General features: G+C 75.0%; 15 protein-coding genes. 1 reads left to right on the forward strand and 14 read right to left on the reverse strand.

Translation table 11 applies throughout. The features are described from left to right. Positions 1-4: 4 nt before the first annotated feature. The 14 genes from QP090_RS28465 to QP090_RS28530 form a co-directional block, all read right to left on the reverse strand. Complete coding sequence (locus tag QP090_RS28465) at positions 5-664, reverse strand: response regulator (protein WP_285942536.1); 660 nt, start codon at positions 662-664, stop codon at positions 5-7. After that, on the reverse strand, positions 661-1,806 hold the full coding sequence (locus QP090_RS28470) for a sensor histidine kinase (protein ID WP_285942537.1): 1,146 nt from the start codon (positions 1,804-1,806) through the stop codon (positions 661-663). The genes QP090_RS28465 and QP090_RS28470 overlap by 4 nt, the downstream gene beginning before the upstream one ends. 23 nt (positions 1,807-1,829) lie before the next feature. Continuing rightward, positions 1,830-2,396: a hypothetical protein gene (locus QP090_RS28475; protein WP_285942538.1), complete on the reverse strand. Its 567-nt coding sequence runs from the start codon at positions 2,394-2,396 to the stop codon at positions 1,830-1,832. A gap of 90 nt (positions 2,397-2,486) precedes the next feature. Beyond that, positions 2,487-3,635, reverse strand: coding sequence for a methyltransferase domain-containing protein (locus QP090_RS28480; RefSeq protein WP_285942539.1), 1,149 nt, complete (start codon positions 3,633-3,635; stop codon positions 2,487-2,489). Between the two features lie 489 nt (positions 3,636-4,124). Beyond that, on the reverse strand, positions 4,125-7,175 hold the full coding sequence (locus QP090_RS28485) for a bacterial transcriptional activator domain-containing protein (protein ID WP_285942540.1): 3,051 nt from the start codon (positions 7,173-7,175) through the stop codon (positions 4,125-4,127). 28 nt (positions 7,176-7,203) lie between these two features. Further along, positions 7,204-7,686: a TadE/TadG family type IV pilus assembly protein gene (locus QP090_RS28490; RefSeq protein ID WP_285942541.1), complete on the reverse strand. Its 483-nt coding sequence runs from the start codon at positions 7,684-7,686 to the stop codon at positions 7,204-7,206. Then, the gene (locus QP090_RS28495) at positions 7,683-8,171 is read right to left on the reverse strand and encodes a TadE family protein (RefSeq protein ID WP_285942542.1); all 489 of its coding nucleotides are present in this window, start codon (positions 8,169-8,171) and stop codon (positions 7,683-7,685) included. The genes QP090_RS28490 and QP090_RS28495 overlap by 4 nt, the downstream gene beginning before the upstream one ends. After that, positions 8,168-8,626 carry a TadE family protein gene (locus QP090_RS28500; protein ID WP_285942543.1) on the reverse strand — a complete coding sequence of 153 codons (459 nt, stop codon included), beginning with the start codon at positions 8,624-8,626 and terminating at the stop codon, positions 8,168-8,170. The genes QP090_RS28495 and QP090_RS28500 overlap by 4 nt, the downstream gene beginning before the upstream one ends. Positions 8,627-8,628: 2 nt before the next feature. Next, positions 8,629-8,850 carry a hypothetical protein gene (locus tag QP090_RS28505; protein WP_285942544.1) on the reverse strand — a complete coding sequence of 74 codons (222 nt, stop codon included), beginning with the start codon at positions 8,848-8,850 and terminating at the stop codon, positions 8,629-8,631. Between the two features lie 28 nt (positions 8,851-8,878). After that, complete coding sequence (locus QP090_RS28510) at positions 8,879-9,796, reverse strand: type II secretion system F family protein (protein ID WP_285942545.1); 918 nt, start codon at positions 9,794-9,796, stop codon at positions 8,879-8,881. Further along, the gene (locus QP090_RS28515; protein WP_285942546.1) at positions 9,793-10,797 is read right to left on the reverse strand and encodes a type II secretion system F family protein; all 1,005 of its coding nucleotides are present in this window, start codon (positions 10,795-10,797) and stop codon (positions 9,793-9,795) included. The genes QP090_RS28510 and QP090_RS28515 overlap by 4 nt, the downstream gene beginning before the upstream one ends. Before the next feature lie 34 nt (positions 10,798-10,831). Further along, a complete protein-coding gene (locus QP090_RS28520) occupies positions 10,832-12,133 on the reverse strand; it encodes a TadA family conjugal transfer-associated ATPase (RefSeq protein WP_285942547.1) in 1,302 nt (433 codons plus the stop codon). Next, complete coding sequence (locus QP090_RS28525) at positions 12,134-13,129, reverse strand: hypothetical protein (protein ID WP_285942548.1); 996 nt, start codon at positions 13,127-13,129, stop codon at positions 12,134-12,136. Positions 13,130-13,131: 2 nt separating this feature from the next. Continuing rightward, entirely contained in the window at positions 13,132-14,061 is a 930-nt protein-coding gene (locus QP090_RS28530) for a hypothetical protein (RefSeq protein ID WP_285942549.1), read from the reverse strand. Positions 14,062-14,370: 309 nt separating this feature from the next. Here QP090_RS28530 and QP090_RS28535 point away from each other — a divergent pair, with 309 nt between their 5' ends. Beyond that, entirely contained in the window at positions 14,371-19,059 is a 4,689-nt protein-coding gene (locus QP090_RS28535; RefSeq protein ID WP_285942550.1) for an FtsK/SpoIIIE domain-containing protein, read from the forward strand. The last annotated feature ends 405 nt before the right edge of the window (positions 19,060-19,464 follow it).

Genomic DNA, 19,464 nt, shown 5'->3' on the forward strand with positions numbered 1-19,464 from the left:
GCGGTCAGATCCGGCCGGGGACGGCCAGCCCGGTCTCGTAGGCGGCGATCACCGCCTGCGCCCGGTCGCGCAGCCCAAGCTTGGTGAGCACGTTGCTGACGTGCGTCTTCACGGTGTGCTCGCTGACCACCAGGGCCGCGGCGATCTCCCCGTTGGTCAGCCCCCGGGCGAGCAGCCGCAGCGTCTCGCGCTCGCGGGCGGTCAGCGCGTCCAGCCGTCCGGCCTGCGGGGGGCGCACCGCCGCGCCGGAGGTGAAGGCGGCGATCAGCGTGCGGGTCACCGAGGGCGCCAGCAGCGAGTCGCCGGCCGCGACCATCCGCACCGCGTGCACCAGATCGTCCCGCCGGACGTCCTTGAGCAGGAACCCGCTCGCGCCGGCGCGCAGCGCCTCGAACACGTGGTCGTCCTGACCGAACGTGGTCAGCATGATCACCCGGCAGCCGGTCTCGGCGCAGACGATCCGGGCCGCCTCGATGCCGTCCATCCCGGGCATCCGGATGTCGAGCAGCACCACGTCCGGACCGTGCTCGCGGACCGCGCCGACCGCCTCGAAGCCGTCCCCGGCCTCGGCGACGACCTCGATGTCCGGCTGCGCCGAGAGGATCATGGCGAAGCCGGCCCGGACCAGCTCCTGGTCGTCGGCGACCACGACGCGGATCGTCATGCCATCGCCCCCGCCAGCGGCAGCCGTGCCGACACCTCGAAGCCCGGCCCGTCCGCGCGGGGCCCGGCGGACGCGGTGCCGCCGCACGCGGCGGCGCGCTCGCGGATGCCGATCAGCCCGTTGCCGCTGGAGGGCAGGCCCGTGCCCGTGCCCCGGCCGTCGTCCACGACGCTGATCATCAGGCCGTCCTCCGTCCAGTTCAACCGCACCTCGGCGCTTGCCGCGCCGGCGTGCTTGACCACGTTGGTCAGCGCCTCCTGGGCGATCCGGTACGCGGCGACGCCGGCGGCGGCCGGGAGCGGGCGGGGCTCGCCCTCGGCGGTGCAGCGTACGGTCAGGCCCGCCCCGGCGACCTGGCCGGCCAGCGCGGGCAGGTCGTCGATCGTCGGCTGCGGCGCGCGCGTCCCGTCCTCCTCCTTGAGCACGCTGAGCATGGTCCGGAGCTGGTCCAGGGCGTCGCGGCCGGTCCCGGCGATCGCGTCGAACGCGGCGGCGGCCCGGTCGGGGGCGCTGCCGATCACCACCGGCCCGGCCTCGGCCTGCACCACCATCAGGCTGATGGAGTGGGCCAGCACGTCGTGCATGTCCCGGGCGATCCGGGCCCGCTCGCGTTCGGCGGCCCGTTCGGCGTCCACCCGGCGCTCGCGCTCCAGCCGTCCGGCGCGTTCCTCCAGGACGGCGGCCTGCGCCCGCGCCCCGGCGGCGGCCCGGCCGAGCGCGTAGACGGTCACGTAGAGGATCACGCCGCGGAACGCGGTGTTGGCCGAGCCGACGGTGACCATCCCGCCCGCGGAGAGGACGGCGAACATCGACAGCCGCACCAGGGGACGGGAGCGGGAGGCCACGGTGTAGAGCGCGGCGAGCACGCCATACCAGAGCGGCTGCGACGCGACGTGGTCGACGGCGTCGTAGAGCGTGCCGAAGCCTGCGCAGAGGATCAGGACGGGGGCCGGGGCGCGGCGCCGCCACACCAGCGGCAGCGCCGAACCGGCCGCCGCGACGTACCCCCACCAGTGCCAGGGCTGACCCGCGTCCGGTGTGGTCAGCAGCGGCCAGATCTGGGCGAGCGTCGCGGCGGCGGCGAGCACCGCGTCCGACCAGGACGATGCCGCCAGCCGACGGAGCGGCACAAATGCTGGCATAGCGGACACAGATCGTGATTCTGTCACGCGTGCGCGGGGACCCGGACCGGGCGGACCAGCGGCACGAGTGCGGCGGTCATCAGCAGTCCGGCCAGCGGCAGCAGGTCCAGGTCGACCATCGAGACCACCACGCCGAGCGTCAGCACCACCGGCGCCCACACCGGCACCACACGGACCACCGCGAGATGGATCATCGCGGCGAGCAGGCCGAGGTAGAACAGCGGCGGCCCGGCTTCGTAGACCGCGAGCCCCACCCCGGGGACGCTCTGGACGTCGTGGAACATCCGCTGCATGTGAGCGTCGTCGGTGGCCAGGACGCCGACGATGATGTCGATGCCGATCTGCGCCATGGCGAACCCGATCCCGACGATCCCGACCACCGCGGTCACCGTGGCGAAGCCACCGCGTCCCGCCCGCCTCCGCATCTCCAGCAGGGCGGGGACGAAGAGGACCAGCGCCGCGAGGAAGGCCGCATGCCCGGCCGTCCAGAAGAATCCGGGGCCTCGGCCGCCGATCCCGTCCACGAGGCGGACGAGCCCGTAGACGGTGGCCAAGAGCGGCGCGGCGATGAAGGGAAGGTTTCTGTTCACGCCCTGAATCCTCGTTCGCGCACCCCCCTCCGGACATCGCCGACACCGGCGATCTCTCCCCTCCCTCCCACGACGGAGGCACGTATGCCGCTACGGGCCGATGCGGTGTTCCTCGGTGTCGAGCCAGACATGCTGGCCTTCGGGCATGACCGTCAGGCCCCACCGGTCAGCGGCCGGACGGCCGAGCCCGTCCCACCATCGGTAGGCGGCCTCCACCTCACGCCACAGGTCCCGCTCCCCAGACTCCCGGACCGGAAACCGATCCGCGCCCGGCTCGTACTCCAGGCCGGCCCACGACCCCGACCACGGATCGACCAGCCACACCGTGTACGCCCCGTCGTCGTGGTGGGTAACGATCAGCTTGCAGCGCGGCACCCTGAGCCCGACCGCCAACGACACGTCGTACTCACCCAGCAGGTCGTAGGGGTGCAGATCGGTGACCGACCGGCGCGCCCGGTCCTCGTCGTGCACGTCGCGGTCGAGCGAGGCGCGCCTGCCGCGCTGGTCGCGCAGCCGCATGAACGCCACGTTCCCCACGATCCGACCCCGCATCGCGCCGTCCCGCGACACCTCGAACGACAGCAGCGCGCCGTTGTGGAAGTCGGTCGTCCACGGCACCAGCACCCGCCCACCCGGCCGAGTCTGCGACGCCCACGCATACGGCACCCGGTCGGCCGCCACCGTCGCGATCACCCGATCGAACGGCGCGGACGACGGATACCCCAGCGCACCGTCCCCGGCCGCGACGGTGAGCTTGTAGCCCGCATTCCACAACACGGCGCGGGCGCGGTCGGCCACCTCCAGGTCCACCTCCACCGAGGTCACGTTGTCCGAGCCGAGTCGTTCGGCCAGCAACGCCGCGTTCCACCCCGTTCCCGTACCGATCTCCAGCACACTCATGCCCGGCTCGATCTCCAGCGCCGCCAGCATCAGCGCCACCACGTCCGGACGGCTGGCCGAGCTGGTGATCTCCCGGCCCGTCCGTCCCGGTCCGGCCGGAACACCGTCGTCCACCTGGGTAATGACGAAGTCGTTGGCATAGCAGCGCTCCAGCCACGCCGTTTCGTCGTCGGCACGGTCCACCGGCACCAGCCGGTCCCCGTCCTCGACCCACACCGTGTCCGGCACGAACCGATGCCGGGGCACCGCCTCGAACGCCGTACGCCAGTCGGGTGCCAGATCGCCCGCCTCGACCAGCTCAGTGACCAGCCGCGCGGACAGCTCGGCATGATCGGCCATCGCTACTTGCCGTCCTTCTCGTGCTTGCCGCCATCCCTGGGATCGTCCTTCTCCGGCGGAGGGATCGGCTTGTCCCACTCGCCGTCGCCGCCCTTCTTCTCCTCATGCCTGCCCATCGCGAACTCCCTTCATCCGACCCGGCGCGGCCGTTCGCCGCACGGCAAGCCCTCACCCGTGCAGCACCCGAACCGTGACCTCCTCGCCGCCGTCACCGGATCGGCCGCAGACGCCGGCCCGGGGGAACTCGGCTCGCAGCGACGCAGGAACCCCGCCGCCTCCCGCAGCACCACCGCCGACCGCGTCGCGGCCACTTGCGGCACAGGGCGAGGCTGCCACTCGACCCTCCCACCGGTAACGACGTGCAGTGCATTACCCGACACGCTAGGTTCGCGGCGTCCCCAGGCCCTACTGGTGTGCCCAAGGTTGTCCGGGTTCCAGCCCAGGTCTGGGACGGCTCTGCCGATCAAGGTCCGGGCTCGTCTGCCGAGGCTAGAAGGAGGCGGCGTGGTGCCCCTCGGGGATGAGCTCCTCGACGAGCGCCTCGGTCTCGGGCTGGAGCTGGTCGAGCAGCGGATCGCGGCCGACCCGTCCGCGCAGCTCCTCGACGGCCACCCGCACCTGCGCGTGGTCGCCGGTCGCCTGCGTGGCGCGCAGCAGGTCGCGCCAGAGGCCCTCGTCCTCGGGGGCGAGCCGCAGCCCGGCCCGCGCCGCGCCGATCGCGCCGCGCACGTCGCCCTCGTCCAGCCGCAGCACGACCAGCCGGTGCGCGACGTCGATCACCCGCGCGACCGCCTCGTACTCCAGGTCGTGCGAGGCCAGCCACCCGTACCGGCCGCGCGACCGGCCCGCCAGCACCGGCCCGCGCACCAGGTCGAGCGCGTAGGACATGTAGGCGGGCTCGGACGCGGGCTCGGCCGCCGACCGCCACACCAGCCACCGGAACACCGCCCAGTCGACCCGGACCTCCGAGCCGAGCCGGATCCGTCCCCGGTCGTCGTAGTAGAGGTTGGGCCGGCCGCGCGCGTCCCGTCCGAGCCAGTCGGAGACCCGCGCCACGCAGGCGTCGCGGACGCCCGCGCTGACGCCGCGCGGCCACACCGCGCCGCTCAGCACCGTCGGGTGCACGCCGTTCGGATGCGCGGCCAGGTACACCAGCACCTCGGTGCACAGGCCGCGGCGGCTCTCGTCCATCGGGCCGGGCGCGTCGATCTCGATCGGGCCGAGCAGCCGGATGTCGACCGACGACCGGTCCCCGCTGGGCGGCTCGGCCGCGCCCGCGGGCTCGGGCAGCGGCACCGAGTCGAGCCGCCCGGCCGTGCGGAACAGCTCGAAGACGCCCCGGTAGTGCTCGTCCGGGACGAGCTGCGCGTCGACCTCGAAGCCGAGGACGCCGGCCTTCAGCCGTCCGGCCGGGTCGACCTCCCAGGTCCAGGTCGCGCCCTGCACCTCGCCGGGGACCAGGTAGCCCGCGGCCATCCGGGTGCCGGTGCGGGCCAGCGCGACGAGCCGGTCGGCCTCCCGCTCGGTGGGCTGGTCGGCCATGATCAGGTAGTGCGGCATCCACGCCTCGCCGAACACGCCGCGGCACCGTCCGGTGAGCACCGAGTCGACGCCGGACGCGGCCAGCGCCTGCCGCACCTCCTCGGTGCGGCCCTCCAGCTCGGGCAGCGCGTCGGCCAGCGTCGGGACGGCGCGGACCCGGTCGGGCGCGATCTCGGCCAGCCCCTCGCCGAGCTCGGCGCCGAACCCGACCAGCGTGATCCGCATGTGGTCGGACCAGCGGTTGGTGGCCAGCTCCAGCGCCAGCGCGGCCAGCACCGCGCGCCGCTCGTCCTCGGGTCCGCGCAGCGCGATCAGGCCGTGCGCGGCCTCCAGGTCGACCAGGATCCGGCCGTTGTCGTTGGTGCCGATCGAGACCAGCCCCGGGTACGGCGCCAGCACGTCGGCGAGGTCGGCCGACTCCAGCCCGGCGAGCGAGTCGGCCTTCAGCCGCCACACCTGGCCCTCGTCGAACGCCTGCCAGGGCGCGGGCGGGTTGCGGTCGGCGGGCGCGATCCACAGGTCGAGGCTGCCCGGCCCGAGATGCACCCCGTACACCGTCGGCAGCGCCCGTCCGCCCGCCGCCATGGACTTCGACAGGTGCCGCAGCCCGAGGTCGAGCAGGTGCACCGCGTCGTCGTCGGCGCCGATGCGCAGCGCCCGCTCGGTCTCGGCGGCGGCGCCCTCGGGACGGACGATCGCGTGCCCGAACGCGCGGTGCCACATCTGGGTGCGGCGCCGCCGGCCGAGCGCGCCGAGCAGCCCCGCCGCCAGCAGCGACGCCGCCGCCAGGCCCTGCGGCCATTCGAGGTCGAACGACAGGGACGGACCCTGCCCGGGGACCGACACGCCCCCGCTCCCGGCCTTGCCGCCCATCTCCTCGTGCGGCCGGGGCGCCACAGGCCCCTGCGCCAAACCGTCCGGCACGGGCGTCTCGACGGAGGGCGTCTCGGGTGCCGGGGTCTCGACGGTGGGCTTCTCGACGCTGGGCGTCTCCTGCACCGGCGCGTCCGGCGCGGGGGCCGCCGCCGCGCCCGGCGCCGGCTCTCCCGGCTGCTCTCCCGGCTGCTGGTGCGGGGGCTGGTCGCGGGGCTGCTCGTGCGGGACCGGGTGCCCGTGGCGGTAGTAGTCGTCGAGATCCCGGGCGGGGACGACCTGCGTGCCCTTGGCGTCGGCCGGCATCTCCAGGATCCAACCCGGCCTGATCAGGCTCGAAATGCTGAGCTTGGTGCCGTCGGGCTGCACCCGGCCCTGGTTCAGCCGGTAGATCTCCTTGTACCGGCGGCCCTCGCCGAGGCACTTGTCGGCGATCTCCCACAGGCTCTCGTGGTGCCGTCCCTCCGGAGGCTGGACCCGGTAGATCTTGGTCGTCGCCACCTTCGCGGCCGGGTTCGCGGTGAGGTCGGCGGCCATCCGGTCGGCGGCCCGCTGCGGCTCCGCCGGGACATGCTGGAACTCCTGCGTCTGCGTCTGCGGCTGCGGCTGGAGCTGGGGCCGCGCCAGCTCCTGGGCCTGCGCGGGACGCTGCGCAAGGCCGCCGCCGGAGAACGCCGGCGCGATCACGGTCGCCGCGGTGAACAGCAGCAGCGCCGCCACCACCAGCCGGTGCACCAGCGACTGGGTGCCCCCGGCCAGCGGCACCCGCGCGGGCACGCCGACCCCGCGGACGCCCGCGTACACCTCGACGACCACGCACAGCGCGAGCTGGAGCCAGGCCAGCCAGACCAGCACCACCAGCACGGTGAGCACCGACCCGGGCCCCACCCGGTGGGTGAGGTCGCCGAGCTCGGGCAGCCGCCCGGGGAGCGGCGACCCGAAGAACGTCAGCAGCGCCCACGGCACCCCGCCGAGCAGCGCGGCCAGCGCCGCGACCGCCGCCAGCCCGGCCAGCACGTCGCCGGGGCCGCGCCGGCCCCGAACGGGCGTCCTCTGCCCATGCCGTGTCACCATCGCGCCCCTGCCGATCGCCGGTCTCTGGGTGGTCGAGCGGACGTCGTCCACGCCATCGTAGACGCGTGCGTTCCGGACATCACTGTGGTCCGTTCCCGGTCACCGGCCGCGCGGACGCGGTCGAGGTCATGGTGAACGTCCCGAGCCCCGGGACGATCCCGAGGAGCTGCGGCTCGACCTTGATCTGCACCGTGACCTCGACCTCCTGGTCGTCGGCGTCGCACCGGGAGGCGGCGACCTGGGCGCCGTAGAAGCCGAGCAGGTCGCAGGCCGCGGCCCGCGCCCGGCCCGGGTCGATCGCCGGCCTGCCGGTCGCGCGCAGCGCGTCGGTGTCGATCTCGTTCGCGCCGGCCCGCGCGGCCTGCTCGGCCATGTCGGCGGCGCGCTGCCGGGCGTGGATCGCCAGCCCGCCGTCCACCAGCAGCCCGGCCAGCAGGAACACCGCCGGGGTGAACAGCACCACGTACATCGCGACCGACCCGCGCTCCCGCTCGTCGCCGCGTTCATCACGGCCCCGGAGGGCACGGAGGGCGCGGAGCGGGTGTTCGGCGCGGCGCCTCATCCCGCGCCTCCCGGGTCGTCCTGTTCGGGGTCGGTGCCCCGGTAGGTGTAGGTGTCGATCGGCGCGACGGCCTTGCCCGCCAGGCTCTTGACGCCGGGCAGGCCGATGAACGCCAGGTCGGCAAGGTCGACGTCGCAAATGATGGTCACCGCCACCCGGCCGCCGGGCCGCCAGTCGACGAGGTCGGTGTCGGTGCGCGGGCCGCCCGAGCACCAGCTGTGCCCCTTGAGGTTCGCGGCGGCGGCGTCCCGCGCCATCTGGTCGGCGCCGCCCGCGCTGCGCGCCACCGACGCGGCCCGGACGGCGTCGCGCGCCGCGCCGTCCACCTGGCTCTGCGCGTCGACCATCCGCCCGGCCCCGGCCAGCAGCAGGAGGAACGCGATGAAGACGGGCGTGACCAGCACCATCTCCAGCGACATCGACCCCCGGTCGGCACGGTCGGCAGCATCGCCGCGGCCGGCGCGCGGGCGGGCGAGCGGCGTCATGGCGCGTCCCCCTGGCAGGCGGTGCCGCCGTCGACGTCGGGACGGAAGCACTCGATCGGCCCCTCGGAGCGCTGCTCGACATGGAAGCTCATGAACGGGATCACCTTCACCGCCTCCCCGCTGACCTGGACCCATCGCTGGTCACCCTCCTCGCCCGCCGCCACCCGCAGGCCGCCGAGCAGGTTCGGGCCGATCTTGCGGACGTCGCCGGTGGCCTTGGCGACCGCCTCGTCCCGCCAGCCGCCGCCCTCGGGCTGGGTCCGCGCCACCCGGGCGCCGGACTGCGCCGCCGCGAGCGCCACGTGCCGCGCGTGGTAGACCATCGCGAACTGCACCACGGCCAGCAGCACCAGGATGATGATCGGGGTGAGCAGCGCCCACTCCATCGAGGACGCGCCCTGGTCGCCCCGGCCCCGGGGGGACCAGGCCCCGGGTGCGCCGGCACGGCGGGCCACCGCTACTCCGTCTTGATGCTGTTGGCCTTGCTGACGATCAGGTTCCTGATCGTCGCCCCGATGGTGATCGCGATGATCGCCAGGATCGCGGTGATGATCGCCCACTCGATCGCCGAGGCGCCCGCGCTCCGCTCGGAGCCGTCGCGCAGCCGGTCGATCCGGCTGCCGAGCAGGGCGCGCAGGTAGACCAGCACCGGATCGTTCAAGGGGTTGATCGGACCCATGGGTTCTCCTCAGATGGTTGGGGGCCGCTCATGCGGAGATCACCCGCATCAGCGCCGGGTAGGCCAGGAAGACCAGGAACGCGGCGCAGATGAGGAGCTGTGCGACGAGCATCGACTGGGACCGCTCCCCGGCCTTGCCCTCCAGCTCCGACAGCTCCCTGCTGCGCATCGACGCGGCGCGGGCGGTCAGGGACTTGCGGATCTGCGCGCCGTCGTCGGCGACGAGGGCGAGCGCGCCGGCGAGGTCGCGCAACTCGGCGATGTCGAGCTCGTCGCCGAGGCGGCCGAGCGCCTGCCAGGGGGTGTGGCCGGTGATCCGGGCGTTGGCGAGCGCGTCCCGCAGGCGGGTCATCGCCCAGCCCTCGCCGACGTTGGACGCGGTCATCAGCGCCTCGGGCACGCCCCGTCCGCCGGCCAGGTTCATCGACACCAGGTCCAGGAACGCGCCGACCACGTGCCGGAAGTCCTGCCGCCGCGCCGCCGCCTCCTGCCGGAGCTGGAGGTCGGGGAAGAAGAAGAACAGCACCGCGAAGAACGCGCAGATCCACACCGGGACCTGGAAGGAGATCCCGGCGCCGAGCAGCGCGAAGTAGCCGACGATCACCGGGATGAACACCAGCGCGGCGGCGGGCAGCAGGAACTTGGTGGCCAGGAATCCCTCGAGGGACCGCTCGGTGATCGCCAGGTCGGCGCGGACCGACTGGAGCTTCCAGCCGCGGATCTCGCAGTAGTGCGCCAGCTCGCGGCCGACCCGGGTGCGCAGCCCGCCGACCCGTTCCAGCGTCGGCGACATCCGGCCCGCCTGCGCCTCCTCCAGGTCGCGGCGGCGCGCCGCGTCGAAGGCCGCCATCCGCGCGACCAGCCCCGGCCGCGCCGGGAACAGCGCCCGCGCGAGCAGGAACAGGCCGACACCGACGAGCGCCCCGGCGAGCATCGCCCCGGTCACGGCCCGCCACCTCCCCCGGCGTCCATGGTGTGGCGTCCGCGCAGCGTGCGGCCCCGGGCGCCGGAGTCGGCGGCGGGCGGCGCGCCGCCCTGCCAGCCGGCGACGGTGCTCGGCACCTCGCCGGGCACGCCGGGCACGCCGGGCTGCGCAGCGCGCGGACGGGTGAGGAAGCGGCTCGGCATCTCGTACCTGGCGAGGCGCCGCAGCCAGAGGAACCCGGCGCCGTACAGCGCGATCACCAGGCACAGCACGAGCTGGCCGAGCAGGTCGTCGTACGGTTCGACGTAGGCGTGGTTGAAGACGGCCAGCCCGAGGGCGGTGCCGACCGAGACGCCGACGACGATGCGGACGCTGCGGCGGGTCGCGCGGCGGTCGGCCTCGACGCGGCGGCGCATGTCGAGCTCGGCGCGGGCGGACCCGGCGAGGGCGCCGAGCATGTCGCGCAGCCCGGGGCCGCGCAGCTTGGCGTTGAGGATCAGCGCGGCGATCACCAGATCGGCGGACGGGTCGTCCAGGTCGTCGGCGAAGCGGCGCAGCGCCTCGGGCATCGGCACCCGGGTGTGCAGCCGGTCGACCAGGTCGCGCAGCGGCTGCTGGAGGGCGGGCGCGGCGGCGCGCAGCGAGGCCGGGATGGCCTGTTCGAGGCCGACGGCCCCGGCGATGGTGTCGCGCAGCGACTCCGTCCAGGCGGCGAGGGCCTCCAGTCGCGCCATGCCCTGGCGCTCCTCGCCGGCGCCGCCGGCCAGGCCCTTCCAGCCGAGGACGAGGACGCCGGTGCCGCCCGCGGCGATCGGCCAGCGGGTGACCACCAGCACCACCAGCCCGGTCACCACGGCGAGGGCGCCGCGGGTGCTGAGCGTCTTGACCAGCTCTTCGCGGCTGCGCCCGCGCGGCGGGCCGGAGCGCGGGGGCAGCCCGCGGATCGCGACGATCAGCAGCAGGATCCCGCCGCCGACCAGGGCGCCGGTCAGCACCGACAGCAGCACGTCGGGCGCGTACATCAGCGGCCCCCGGTCCCGGTGGCGCGGCGCCGGTTCACCAGGCGCCCCCGGCGGCGGTGTCGTAGCCGAACTCGGCCAGGTCGTCGGCGCAGGAGATCGACGCGGCCGGGAGGACGTGGCCCTCGGGGCCGAGCGCGAACACCTCCGAGGAGAGCACCCGGCCGTCGACGCCGGTGACCTCGCGGACGCTGGCGACGTAGCGGCGCAGCCGGCCGCCGCTGGCGTAGTCGTTGCGCTTCTCGATGAACACCACGAAGTCGATGGCGCCCGCGATGAGCATGTGGGTGGCCTCGACCGGGAGCCGCTCCTCCGCCTGGATCGCGTAGGTGGCGATGCGGTTGAACACCTCCATCGAGGAGTTGGCGTGGATGGTGGACAGCGAGCCGTCGTTGCCCTGCGTCATCGCGTTGAGCATGGTGACGATCTCGTCGCCGAGCACCTCGCCGACGATCACGCGGGACGGGTTCATCCGCAGCGAGCGGCGGACCAGCTCGGCCATCGAGATCGCGCCCTGCCCCTCGGAGTTGGCCAGCCGCTGCTCGAACGCCACGCAGTTGGGGTGCAGCTCGGGGAAGGCGTCCAGGCCGAGCTCCAGCGCCCGCTCGACGGTGATCAGGCGCTCCTCGATCGGGATCTCGTTGGCGACCGCGCGCAGCAGCGTGGTCTTGCCCGCGTTGGTGGCCCCCGCGATCATGATGTTCTTGCGGGCCCGGACGGCGGCGCGGAAGAACAGCCCCGTCTCGGGGGTGAGCGTGCCGTTGCCCACCAGGTCGGACAGGAAGACCTTGCCGAGCCGGGCGCGCCGGATCGACAGCGACGGCCGGACGGTCACGTCCATCACCGCCGACAGCCGCGACCCGTCGGGCAGCCGCAGGTCGAGCTGCGGGTTGGCGGTGTCGAACGGGCGGGACGACAGCCCGCTGTAGGCGGCCAGGATCTGGATCAGCTCGACCAGTTCCTCGTCGGACTCGGCGACCGGCTCGCCCATCACCTCGTGGCCGTCGGCGTAGCCGATGAAGACCCGGTCGCAGCCGTTGATGTCGATGTTCTCGATCTCGGGGTCCTCCAGCAGCGGCTGGAGCCGTCCCACCCCGAACAGCGCCGCGTGCACGCCCGCGGCGAGCGCCTCCTCCTCCTCGGCGTTGGGCGGGCGGCGGCCGGAGGTGATCTCGCCGCGGGCGAACTCCTCGAGCACCTGCCCGATCAGCGCGCGGGCGAACTGCCGCTCGTCCTCCCCGGTCATCACGGGCAGGCCGTGCGCGGCGTCGAGCCGGCGCTGCTGGCCGAGCCGGTCGCCGACCTCCTGGCGGAGCCGTTTGACGAGGGCGTGGTCCACCTAGCCCCTCCCCTCCGCGGACGCGTGCTCGGCGAGCGGTCCGCCCTGCCCGGGGGCGGGGCCGGGCCCGCCGCCGGTCGCCGGACCGGTGCCCTGCGGTACGGCCCGCGGGACGGGCGGCAGCTCGCCGCGCACCGGGTCGAGGGACGCGCCGCCGAGCCGCCGCACCAGCTCGCCGGCGACCTCGCGGGCCGACCGGATCAGCAGCGACCGGTCGAGCCGCCCGCCCCACTGGCCGGACAGGAGCGCGGCACCCTTGGGGTCGAGCGCCAGCCCGCCGAGCACCGTCACCGGCGGCGCGGCCGGGCCGCCGGCCGGGGCCGGGCCCGCGTCGGCCGGCGGGACGCGCTGCCGGGTGCCGGCGATGATGCGGTCGACCTCGGCGATCGAGGCGCGGAAGTCGCGCGGATCGGCGAGCACGATGATGCCGACGGGCGGCCCGCCGCGCAGCTCCTCGGTCAGCGCGGCGACGCGTTCGCGCAGGTGGGCGACCTGCTCCAGGGTGGCCCTGGTGAACAGCACGACCTGGTCGGCCTCGCGCATCAGGTCGGTCAGCGGGGTGCCGGCGCCGAGCCGGCCGCAGTCGGCGATCACGTCGACCGGGGTGAGCCCGGCGAACGCGCGGCCGAGCGGCCCCCACAGCCAGGTCATCGCCTGCGCCTGCTCGGCGTTGGTGATGCCGACCAGCACGTCGAGCCCGCCGACGAGCCGCTGGCAGTGCTCGGCGACCTGGTCGGGACGGAGCCCGCGGCGGGCGGTGGCGGCCAGGCTGAGTAGGCCGCGCGAGGGGTTGAGCATGCCGCCGTCCCGGCTGCCCGCGCCCTTGCCGCCCTTGGGGTCGGACTCGGCCGCGGCGGGCAGCCGGTAGACCAGGTCGCCGCCCGCCTGGTCGCATTCGGCGACGAGCACCGGCCGGGGCCACACCGCGCCGAGGGCCACAGCGGCGGTGGTGACGCCCGGCGCTCCCTTGTCGGCCGCGAGCGCGATCAGTGCCACGGTCAGTTCCCGCCTGTGCTCGGTGACCTCGGGGCATGCGGGGCGCCGGCGCCCTGGGGGCCTCCCGTCGCGGGGTTCTGCGTCCCGCCCGGTCCCTGCGTCCCGGTGGGCGGCTGCGTTCCGCCGGGGGTCTCGGGCGTGCCGGTGTCGGGGGTCTTCTTGGCGGGCCGGTCCGGCGCCGCCGCCGGCTCCTCGAGCTTAGTGCCCTCGGGGATCAGCGCGACCGCGACCGCGCCCGCCGAGGCCGCCTGGGTGAGCAGCGGCGCCTCGTCCGGCGGGACGGCGACGTCGACGGTGATCGCGTCGCTGCGCAGCCGGTCGCCACCGCCACCGCCCACGCCGATCACGATCGCCTCCTTCGACAGCACGGTGCCGGCCCGGGGGCCGCCGCCGTTGCCGCCGCCGACCGCGTACAGGCTGACCCGCTTGCCGGTCTCCAGGCCGCGGGCGGGGATCTGGCCGGGCTTGAGCGCGAGCCCGACGACGACGCGGCCCTTGGCGGCGTCGTCGGCGCGGCTGACCATCGCGTTGGTGAGCAGCGCGCCCTTCACCAGCGGGACGGCCGAGTAGTAGCGCGCCACGTTCTGCCGCTCGGACCAGTTGATGTACTCGATGCCGGTGTCGCCGACCTGCACCTCCTGGAGGGCGCCCGGCGGGATCCGCTGGCCGGCCGCGACCGGCTGGGCGATCCGGATCGCCGACACCCGCTGCCCGCTGGCCATCACCAGGTAGGCGCTGGCGAGCGCGCCGCCGAGGATGAGGAGCACGGCCAGCGCGGCGAGGGCCGGCTTGCGTTCGCGCGGCGCCGACGGGAGCCGCTGCCCGCCGGAGGTGCCGAGGCCCGAACGGCCGAGCCCCCCGGGACCACCCTGGGCGGTGCCCTGCGGGGTGGCCGCGACGGTCGACTGGTTGGACTTCATCGGCTGGTCCACGACTCCTTCCCGCCTCGGGAGACCCCGCACCACGAGATCTCCGCACCATCAAGCGATCCATGCTCGCGGGATTGACAAGGTCACGTCAATGGATTCGGAGAGGTGAAGCCGTCCCGTGACTCCACGTACCAGGATGACCAGTCAATTCGGTGATCACTTCGATGCTTACCATCAGTCACCGCGGGCACTGACTCCGATCCGCCGGATCCGGGCCGGCCGGGATTACTAAGCTGGCGCGAGCGGCGGCGCCGCCGGCGAGTCCCCGGACCGCGGGCGCCGGCGACCGGGACGCACCCCTGGAGGGCTTGAATGCGGATCTCGTTCACGGCACTGACCGGCCAGGGGCCCCGCGACGTGGTGATCAACATCGATTCCGAAGCGACCGTCGACGGGGTCGCCCAGTCGCTTTTCGCGGCATTGGACGGAAAAGGCTCGGCGAAACGCGCGGCGACCGTTCCGGTTCCGCGCTTTTCGAAGGATTCCCTGCCCCGTGACGGACGTGCCGGAATCGCGCCGCGGCCGGCCCGGCGGGCGCTCTGGCTGGACGGCCGGATGCTCGACCCGCAGGCGCTGGCGGTCAAGGAACTGCGCGACGGCGCGGTCGTCGCCGTCGAGCAGCGGGCCGCCGCGGCGACCGCGCTCGCCGAGCCGACCGGGCTGGTGGAGGTCCGGGTGGTGAGCGGCCCCGCCGCGGGCCCGGTGCACCGGCTCGGCCTCGGCGCGACCACGCTCGGCTCCGGACCCGACGTGGACGTCACGCTCAGTGACCCGGCCGTGCCCGCCCGGTCGCTGCGGATCACCGTGGAACCCGACGGCGTGAAGGTCGAGGCGTCCGCGCTGACGATCGACTCCCCCACCGGCAGGGCGTCCCTGGACGGGGAGCCGCTGACGGCGAAGGCCGACTGGCCTCTCGGGGGGCTGGTGGCGGTCGGCGGCAGCGTCCTGGCCCTGGCGCGCAGCACCGCCCCCGATACCCACCTGGAGCCATTGCCCGAGGGCGGCCTGGCGTTCAACCGGCCGCCGCGGCTGAGCCCGCCGCACCGGTCCCGGCGGCTGGAGGTGCCCAAGCGGCCGGTCCGCGACCCCAAGGAGCGGCTGCGGCTGTTCGGGGCGCTGCTGTTCTCGGCGTTCGGGCTGGTCATGGCGTTCGGGCTGGGCCAGTGGTGGTGGGCGCTGTTCGCGCTGGCGTGGCCGATCATGACGGTCGGCGAGTGGGTCGGCGACCGGATGCACGGCCGCAAGTCGTACAAGAAGGCCCTCAAGGACTACCAGCGCGCGACCGCCGAGTTCGGCGGCCGGCTCGACCGGCTGCGCCGCGAGGACCAGGACGAGCGGCGCGCGCTGCATCCCGACCCGGCCGAGGTGCTGCTCACCGCGACCGGGCCGCGGCGGCGGCTGTGGGAGCGGCGGCTCACCGATCCCGACGTCCTGCACCTGCGGCTCGGCCTCGCCGACCTGCCCGCCCGCATCGAGCTGGCCGGGAACGACGGCGACGGCGCGGCCGGACGGGGCGGCGGCGCCGAGCGCGGCGGCGCCGGGCCGATCGAGATCCCGCGGGCGCGGCAGGTGCCGGTGGCGCTGCCGCTGCCCGAACTCGGGGTGATCGGGCTGACCGGCCCGCGGCCCGCCTCGCGCGGGCTGGCCCGCTGGCTGGTCGCGCAGGCCGCGGCCCTGCACAGCCCGCGCGACCTCGCGATCGTGGTGCTGTCGGCGGACCCGGAGGCCGGGGAGGCGTGGAACTGGGTGCGCTGGCTGCCGCACTGCGCGCCGCGCGAGGGCGAGGAGTGCACGGCGCTGGTCGGCACCGACCCCGAGTCGGTCGCGCACCGCGTCACCGAACTGGCCATCCGCGTCACCGAACGGCGCCGCGCCGCGCAGGCCACGGCGTCGCTGTTCGGGCAGGCCAAGCCCGCCGAGTCCGTCCCGTACAACATCCTGGTCGTGCTCGACGGGGCGCGGGCGCTGCGCCGCGTCCCGGGCATGCCGATGCTGCTCTCGCGCGGCGCCGAGTACGGGCTGTACGCCATCTGCGTGGACGACGAGGAGCGCCTCCTGCCCGAGGAGTGCAGCGCCGTCGCCGCGTGGGACCCCGAGCGTCCCGAGTCGGTGCTGCTGCGCGGCCAGGGCCTCGACGTGGTCGGCCCCGTCCTCGCCGACCAGGTCTCCCCGGCGTGGACCGACCGGGTGGCGCGGTCGCTGGCCCCCGTCCGGGACGTGTCGCGCGAGGACGCCGAGGACGCGATCCCCGCCGACGTGCGGCTGCTCGACCTGCTCGACATGCCCGACCCCACCGCCGAGCACGTCCTGCGCTCCTGGACGCTGACCGGCGGGCGCACCACCCGCGTCCCCATCGGCCTCGGCACCGGCTCGGCCCAGGCGCGGTCCTCGGGACGCCCGGCCGCCCGGCCGGGCGGCGGTCCGTCGCTCGGCGCGTTCCAGCCGTACGAGGTCGATCTCCGCACGGACGGCCCGCACGGGCTCATCGCGGGCACGACCGGCGCGGGCAAGTCCGAGCTGTTGCAGACCCTCATCGCGTCCCTCGCCGTCGCCAACCGGCCGGACGAGATGACGTTCGTGCTCATCGACTACAAGGGCGGCGCGGCGTTCAAGGACTGCGCGCGGCTCCCGCACACCGTCGGCATGGTCACCGACCTCGACGGGCACGCGACCGAACGCGCGCTGGAGTCCCTGGCGGCCGAGCTGCGGCGGCGCGAGGAGATCCTCCTGGACGCCGGCGCCAAGGACATCGACGACTACGACGACCTCAAGGCGCAGCCCGACCGGGCCCCTGGCGAGCAGGCCCCCGGCGGGCCGGGCGGGCTGCCGCCGATGCCGCGGCTGGTGCTGGTCATCGACGAGTTCGCGGCGATGGTCACCGAGCTGCCCGACTTCGTCACCGGCCTGGTCGACATCGGGCGGCGCGGGCGGTCGCTCGGCGTCCACCTGATCCTGGCCACGCAGCGTCCGGCCGGGGTGGTGACCGGCGACATCCGCGCCAACACCAACCTGCGGATCGCGCTGCGCGTCACCGACCCGGACGAGTCGACCGACGTGCTCGACTCCCCCGAGGCCGCGCAGATCTCCAAGTCGACGCCGGGGCGGTGCTACGTACGGTCCGGGGTGTCGTCGGTGCACGCCGTCCAGTCCGCGCGGATCGGCGGGCGGCGGCCGGGCGGCGGCGCCGCGGGCTCCCCGGCGGCGGCCGTCCGGCCGGTGCCCTGGCAGGGCCTCGGCCGCCCGCTGCCCGTCTCCCGGGACGCGGGCGAGGGGGCCGCCGACGACTCCACCATGGTCACCGACCTGGCCGTGCTGGTGCAGGCGATCGGCGAGGCCGCGCGCCGCGCCGGCATCGCCCGGCAGCCGTCGCCGTGGCTCAACCCGCTGCCCGAGCAGGTCCGGCTGACGCCGCGCGCCGCGGCCGGCGGCTCGGTGGTGGACGTGCCGCCGATCGCGTTCGGCATCACCGACCTCCCGGCCGTCCAGTCGCGCGAGCCGCTCCGGCTCGACCTCGCCAAGGGCGGGCACCTGTACCTCGCCGGGGCGGCCCAGTCGGGCCGCTCCACCGCGCTGCGCACCATCGCCGGATCGGTCGCCGGGGCCTGCTCCCCCTACGACGCGCACCTCTACGCGATCGACTGCGGCGCGAACGCGCTGCTGCCGCTCGTGTCGCTGCCGCACTGCGGCGCGGTCGTCACCCGCGACCAGCTCGACCGCTGCGAGCGGCTACTCACCGCGCTGCTGGCCGAGGTGGCGCGGCGCCAGCAGCTTCTCGCCGAGGCGGGCTTCTCGTCGCTCGCCGAGCAGCGCGCGGCCGTCGCCGCGACCGACCGGCTCCCCTGGATGATCCTCCTGCTCGACCGCTGGGAGGGGTTCCTCGCCGCGTTCGAGAACTACGACTACGGCCGCCTCGTCGACCAGGCCCTCCGGCTGCTCCGCGAGGGCTCCGCCGTGGGGCTGCGCGCGGTGTTCACCGGCGACCGGTCCGGGCTCGGCGGGCAGGTCTCGACCGTGTTCGACCGGCGTCTCATCCTGCGGATGGGCGACCCCAACGACTACGGCTACGCGGGTCTCCAGGAGAAGCAGGTGCCCGCCGCGATGCCGCCGGGACGCGCTCTGGAGGCCGTCGCCCCAGGCGTGCCGCTACGCGAATCGCAGATCGGCCTACTGGGCGACGACCCGTCCGGTACCGCCCAGGTCTCCGCCCTCCAGGAGATCGCGCGCGCCTGCGTCACCCGCTACGGACGGCTCCCGCGCAGGCAGCGTCCCCTGCACGTGGACGAGCTGCCCGTACGCGTCACCTATCGCGAGGCGATGGCGCTCGACCCGGAGTTCCTCCCGCCGTCCGCCCTCTGGACGCTCGTCGGCGTCGGCGGCGACACGCTCGCGCCGGTGGGCGTCGACCTGCTGAACGAAGGGCCGGGCTTCGCCGTGGCGGGGCCGCCGCGCTCGGGCCGCTCCACCACGCTGCGCACGATCGTGCACTCGCTGCTCGATCCGGCGGTCGGCGGCGGGCTGGTCCCCGTCGTGCTGGTCACCCCGCGCCGCTCGCCGCTGCGGCTGCTGTCGGGACGGCCCGGCGTGCTCGGCCTGCTGACCGCCGACTCCGAGCCGGACGACCTGGTGGCGGCGATCGGCGACGAGCACCGGTACGCCGTCGTGGTCGACGACGCCGAACTGCTCGACGAGACCGACCTCGACGACGCCCTCCGCGACGTGCTGCGCACCGCCCGCGACGGCGAGCACGCGCTGGTCATCGGCGGGACGACCGAGGACCTCGGCCGCGGCTACCGCGGGTTCCTGGCCGACACGCGCCGCTCCCGCTCGGGAGTGCTGCTGTCGATCGACTCCCCCGACGACGGCGAGATGTTCGGCCTGCGGCTCCCGCGCAACGCCCCGCTCGGCGGCCCGACCGGCCGCGGGCTCCTGGTCGCGCTGGGCGCCACCACCCAGATCCAGGTCGCGCTCCCCCCGCCCGTCAGCGGCGACCGACCGGAATGATCACGGGACGGGCGGACGGGCGGGGCGGCGCCCGGCCCGTCCGCCCGGTGCCCGCGGGGCCCTGCCAGGCGGTACCCGGTGCCGTCCGGCGCCGTCCGAGACCGTCCGGCAGCTCCGCGCGAATCCGCCGACAATGGCCGGCCGCGGCATTTCCGAGCGCCCGGTTCCGCACCGCCTGGCCATCGCGCATTTATGCTCTCGGCGTCATTTGTGCGCGTCCGGCGGACTCAGATGGGCATCCTCCGATTGGGGTTTCCGACGCTCCGCGCCCTCCAGCCGCCCCCGCTCTGATCAGCACGGACGCCCTTCTTAGATGATCATGCTGGGCCGGGCCGCGCCCATGCCGGCCCGGCCCGAGGGCGCATACCGGGGATTGGCGGGATGCCGCCGGCGGCGGGCCTTCAC

Source organism: Actinomadura xylanilytica (assembly GCF_030283145.1).
Classification (GTDB): Bacteria; Actinomycetota; Actinomycetes; order Streptosporangiales; family Streptosporangiaceae; genus Spirillospora; species Spirillospora xylanilytica.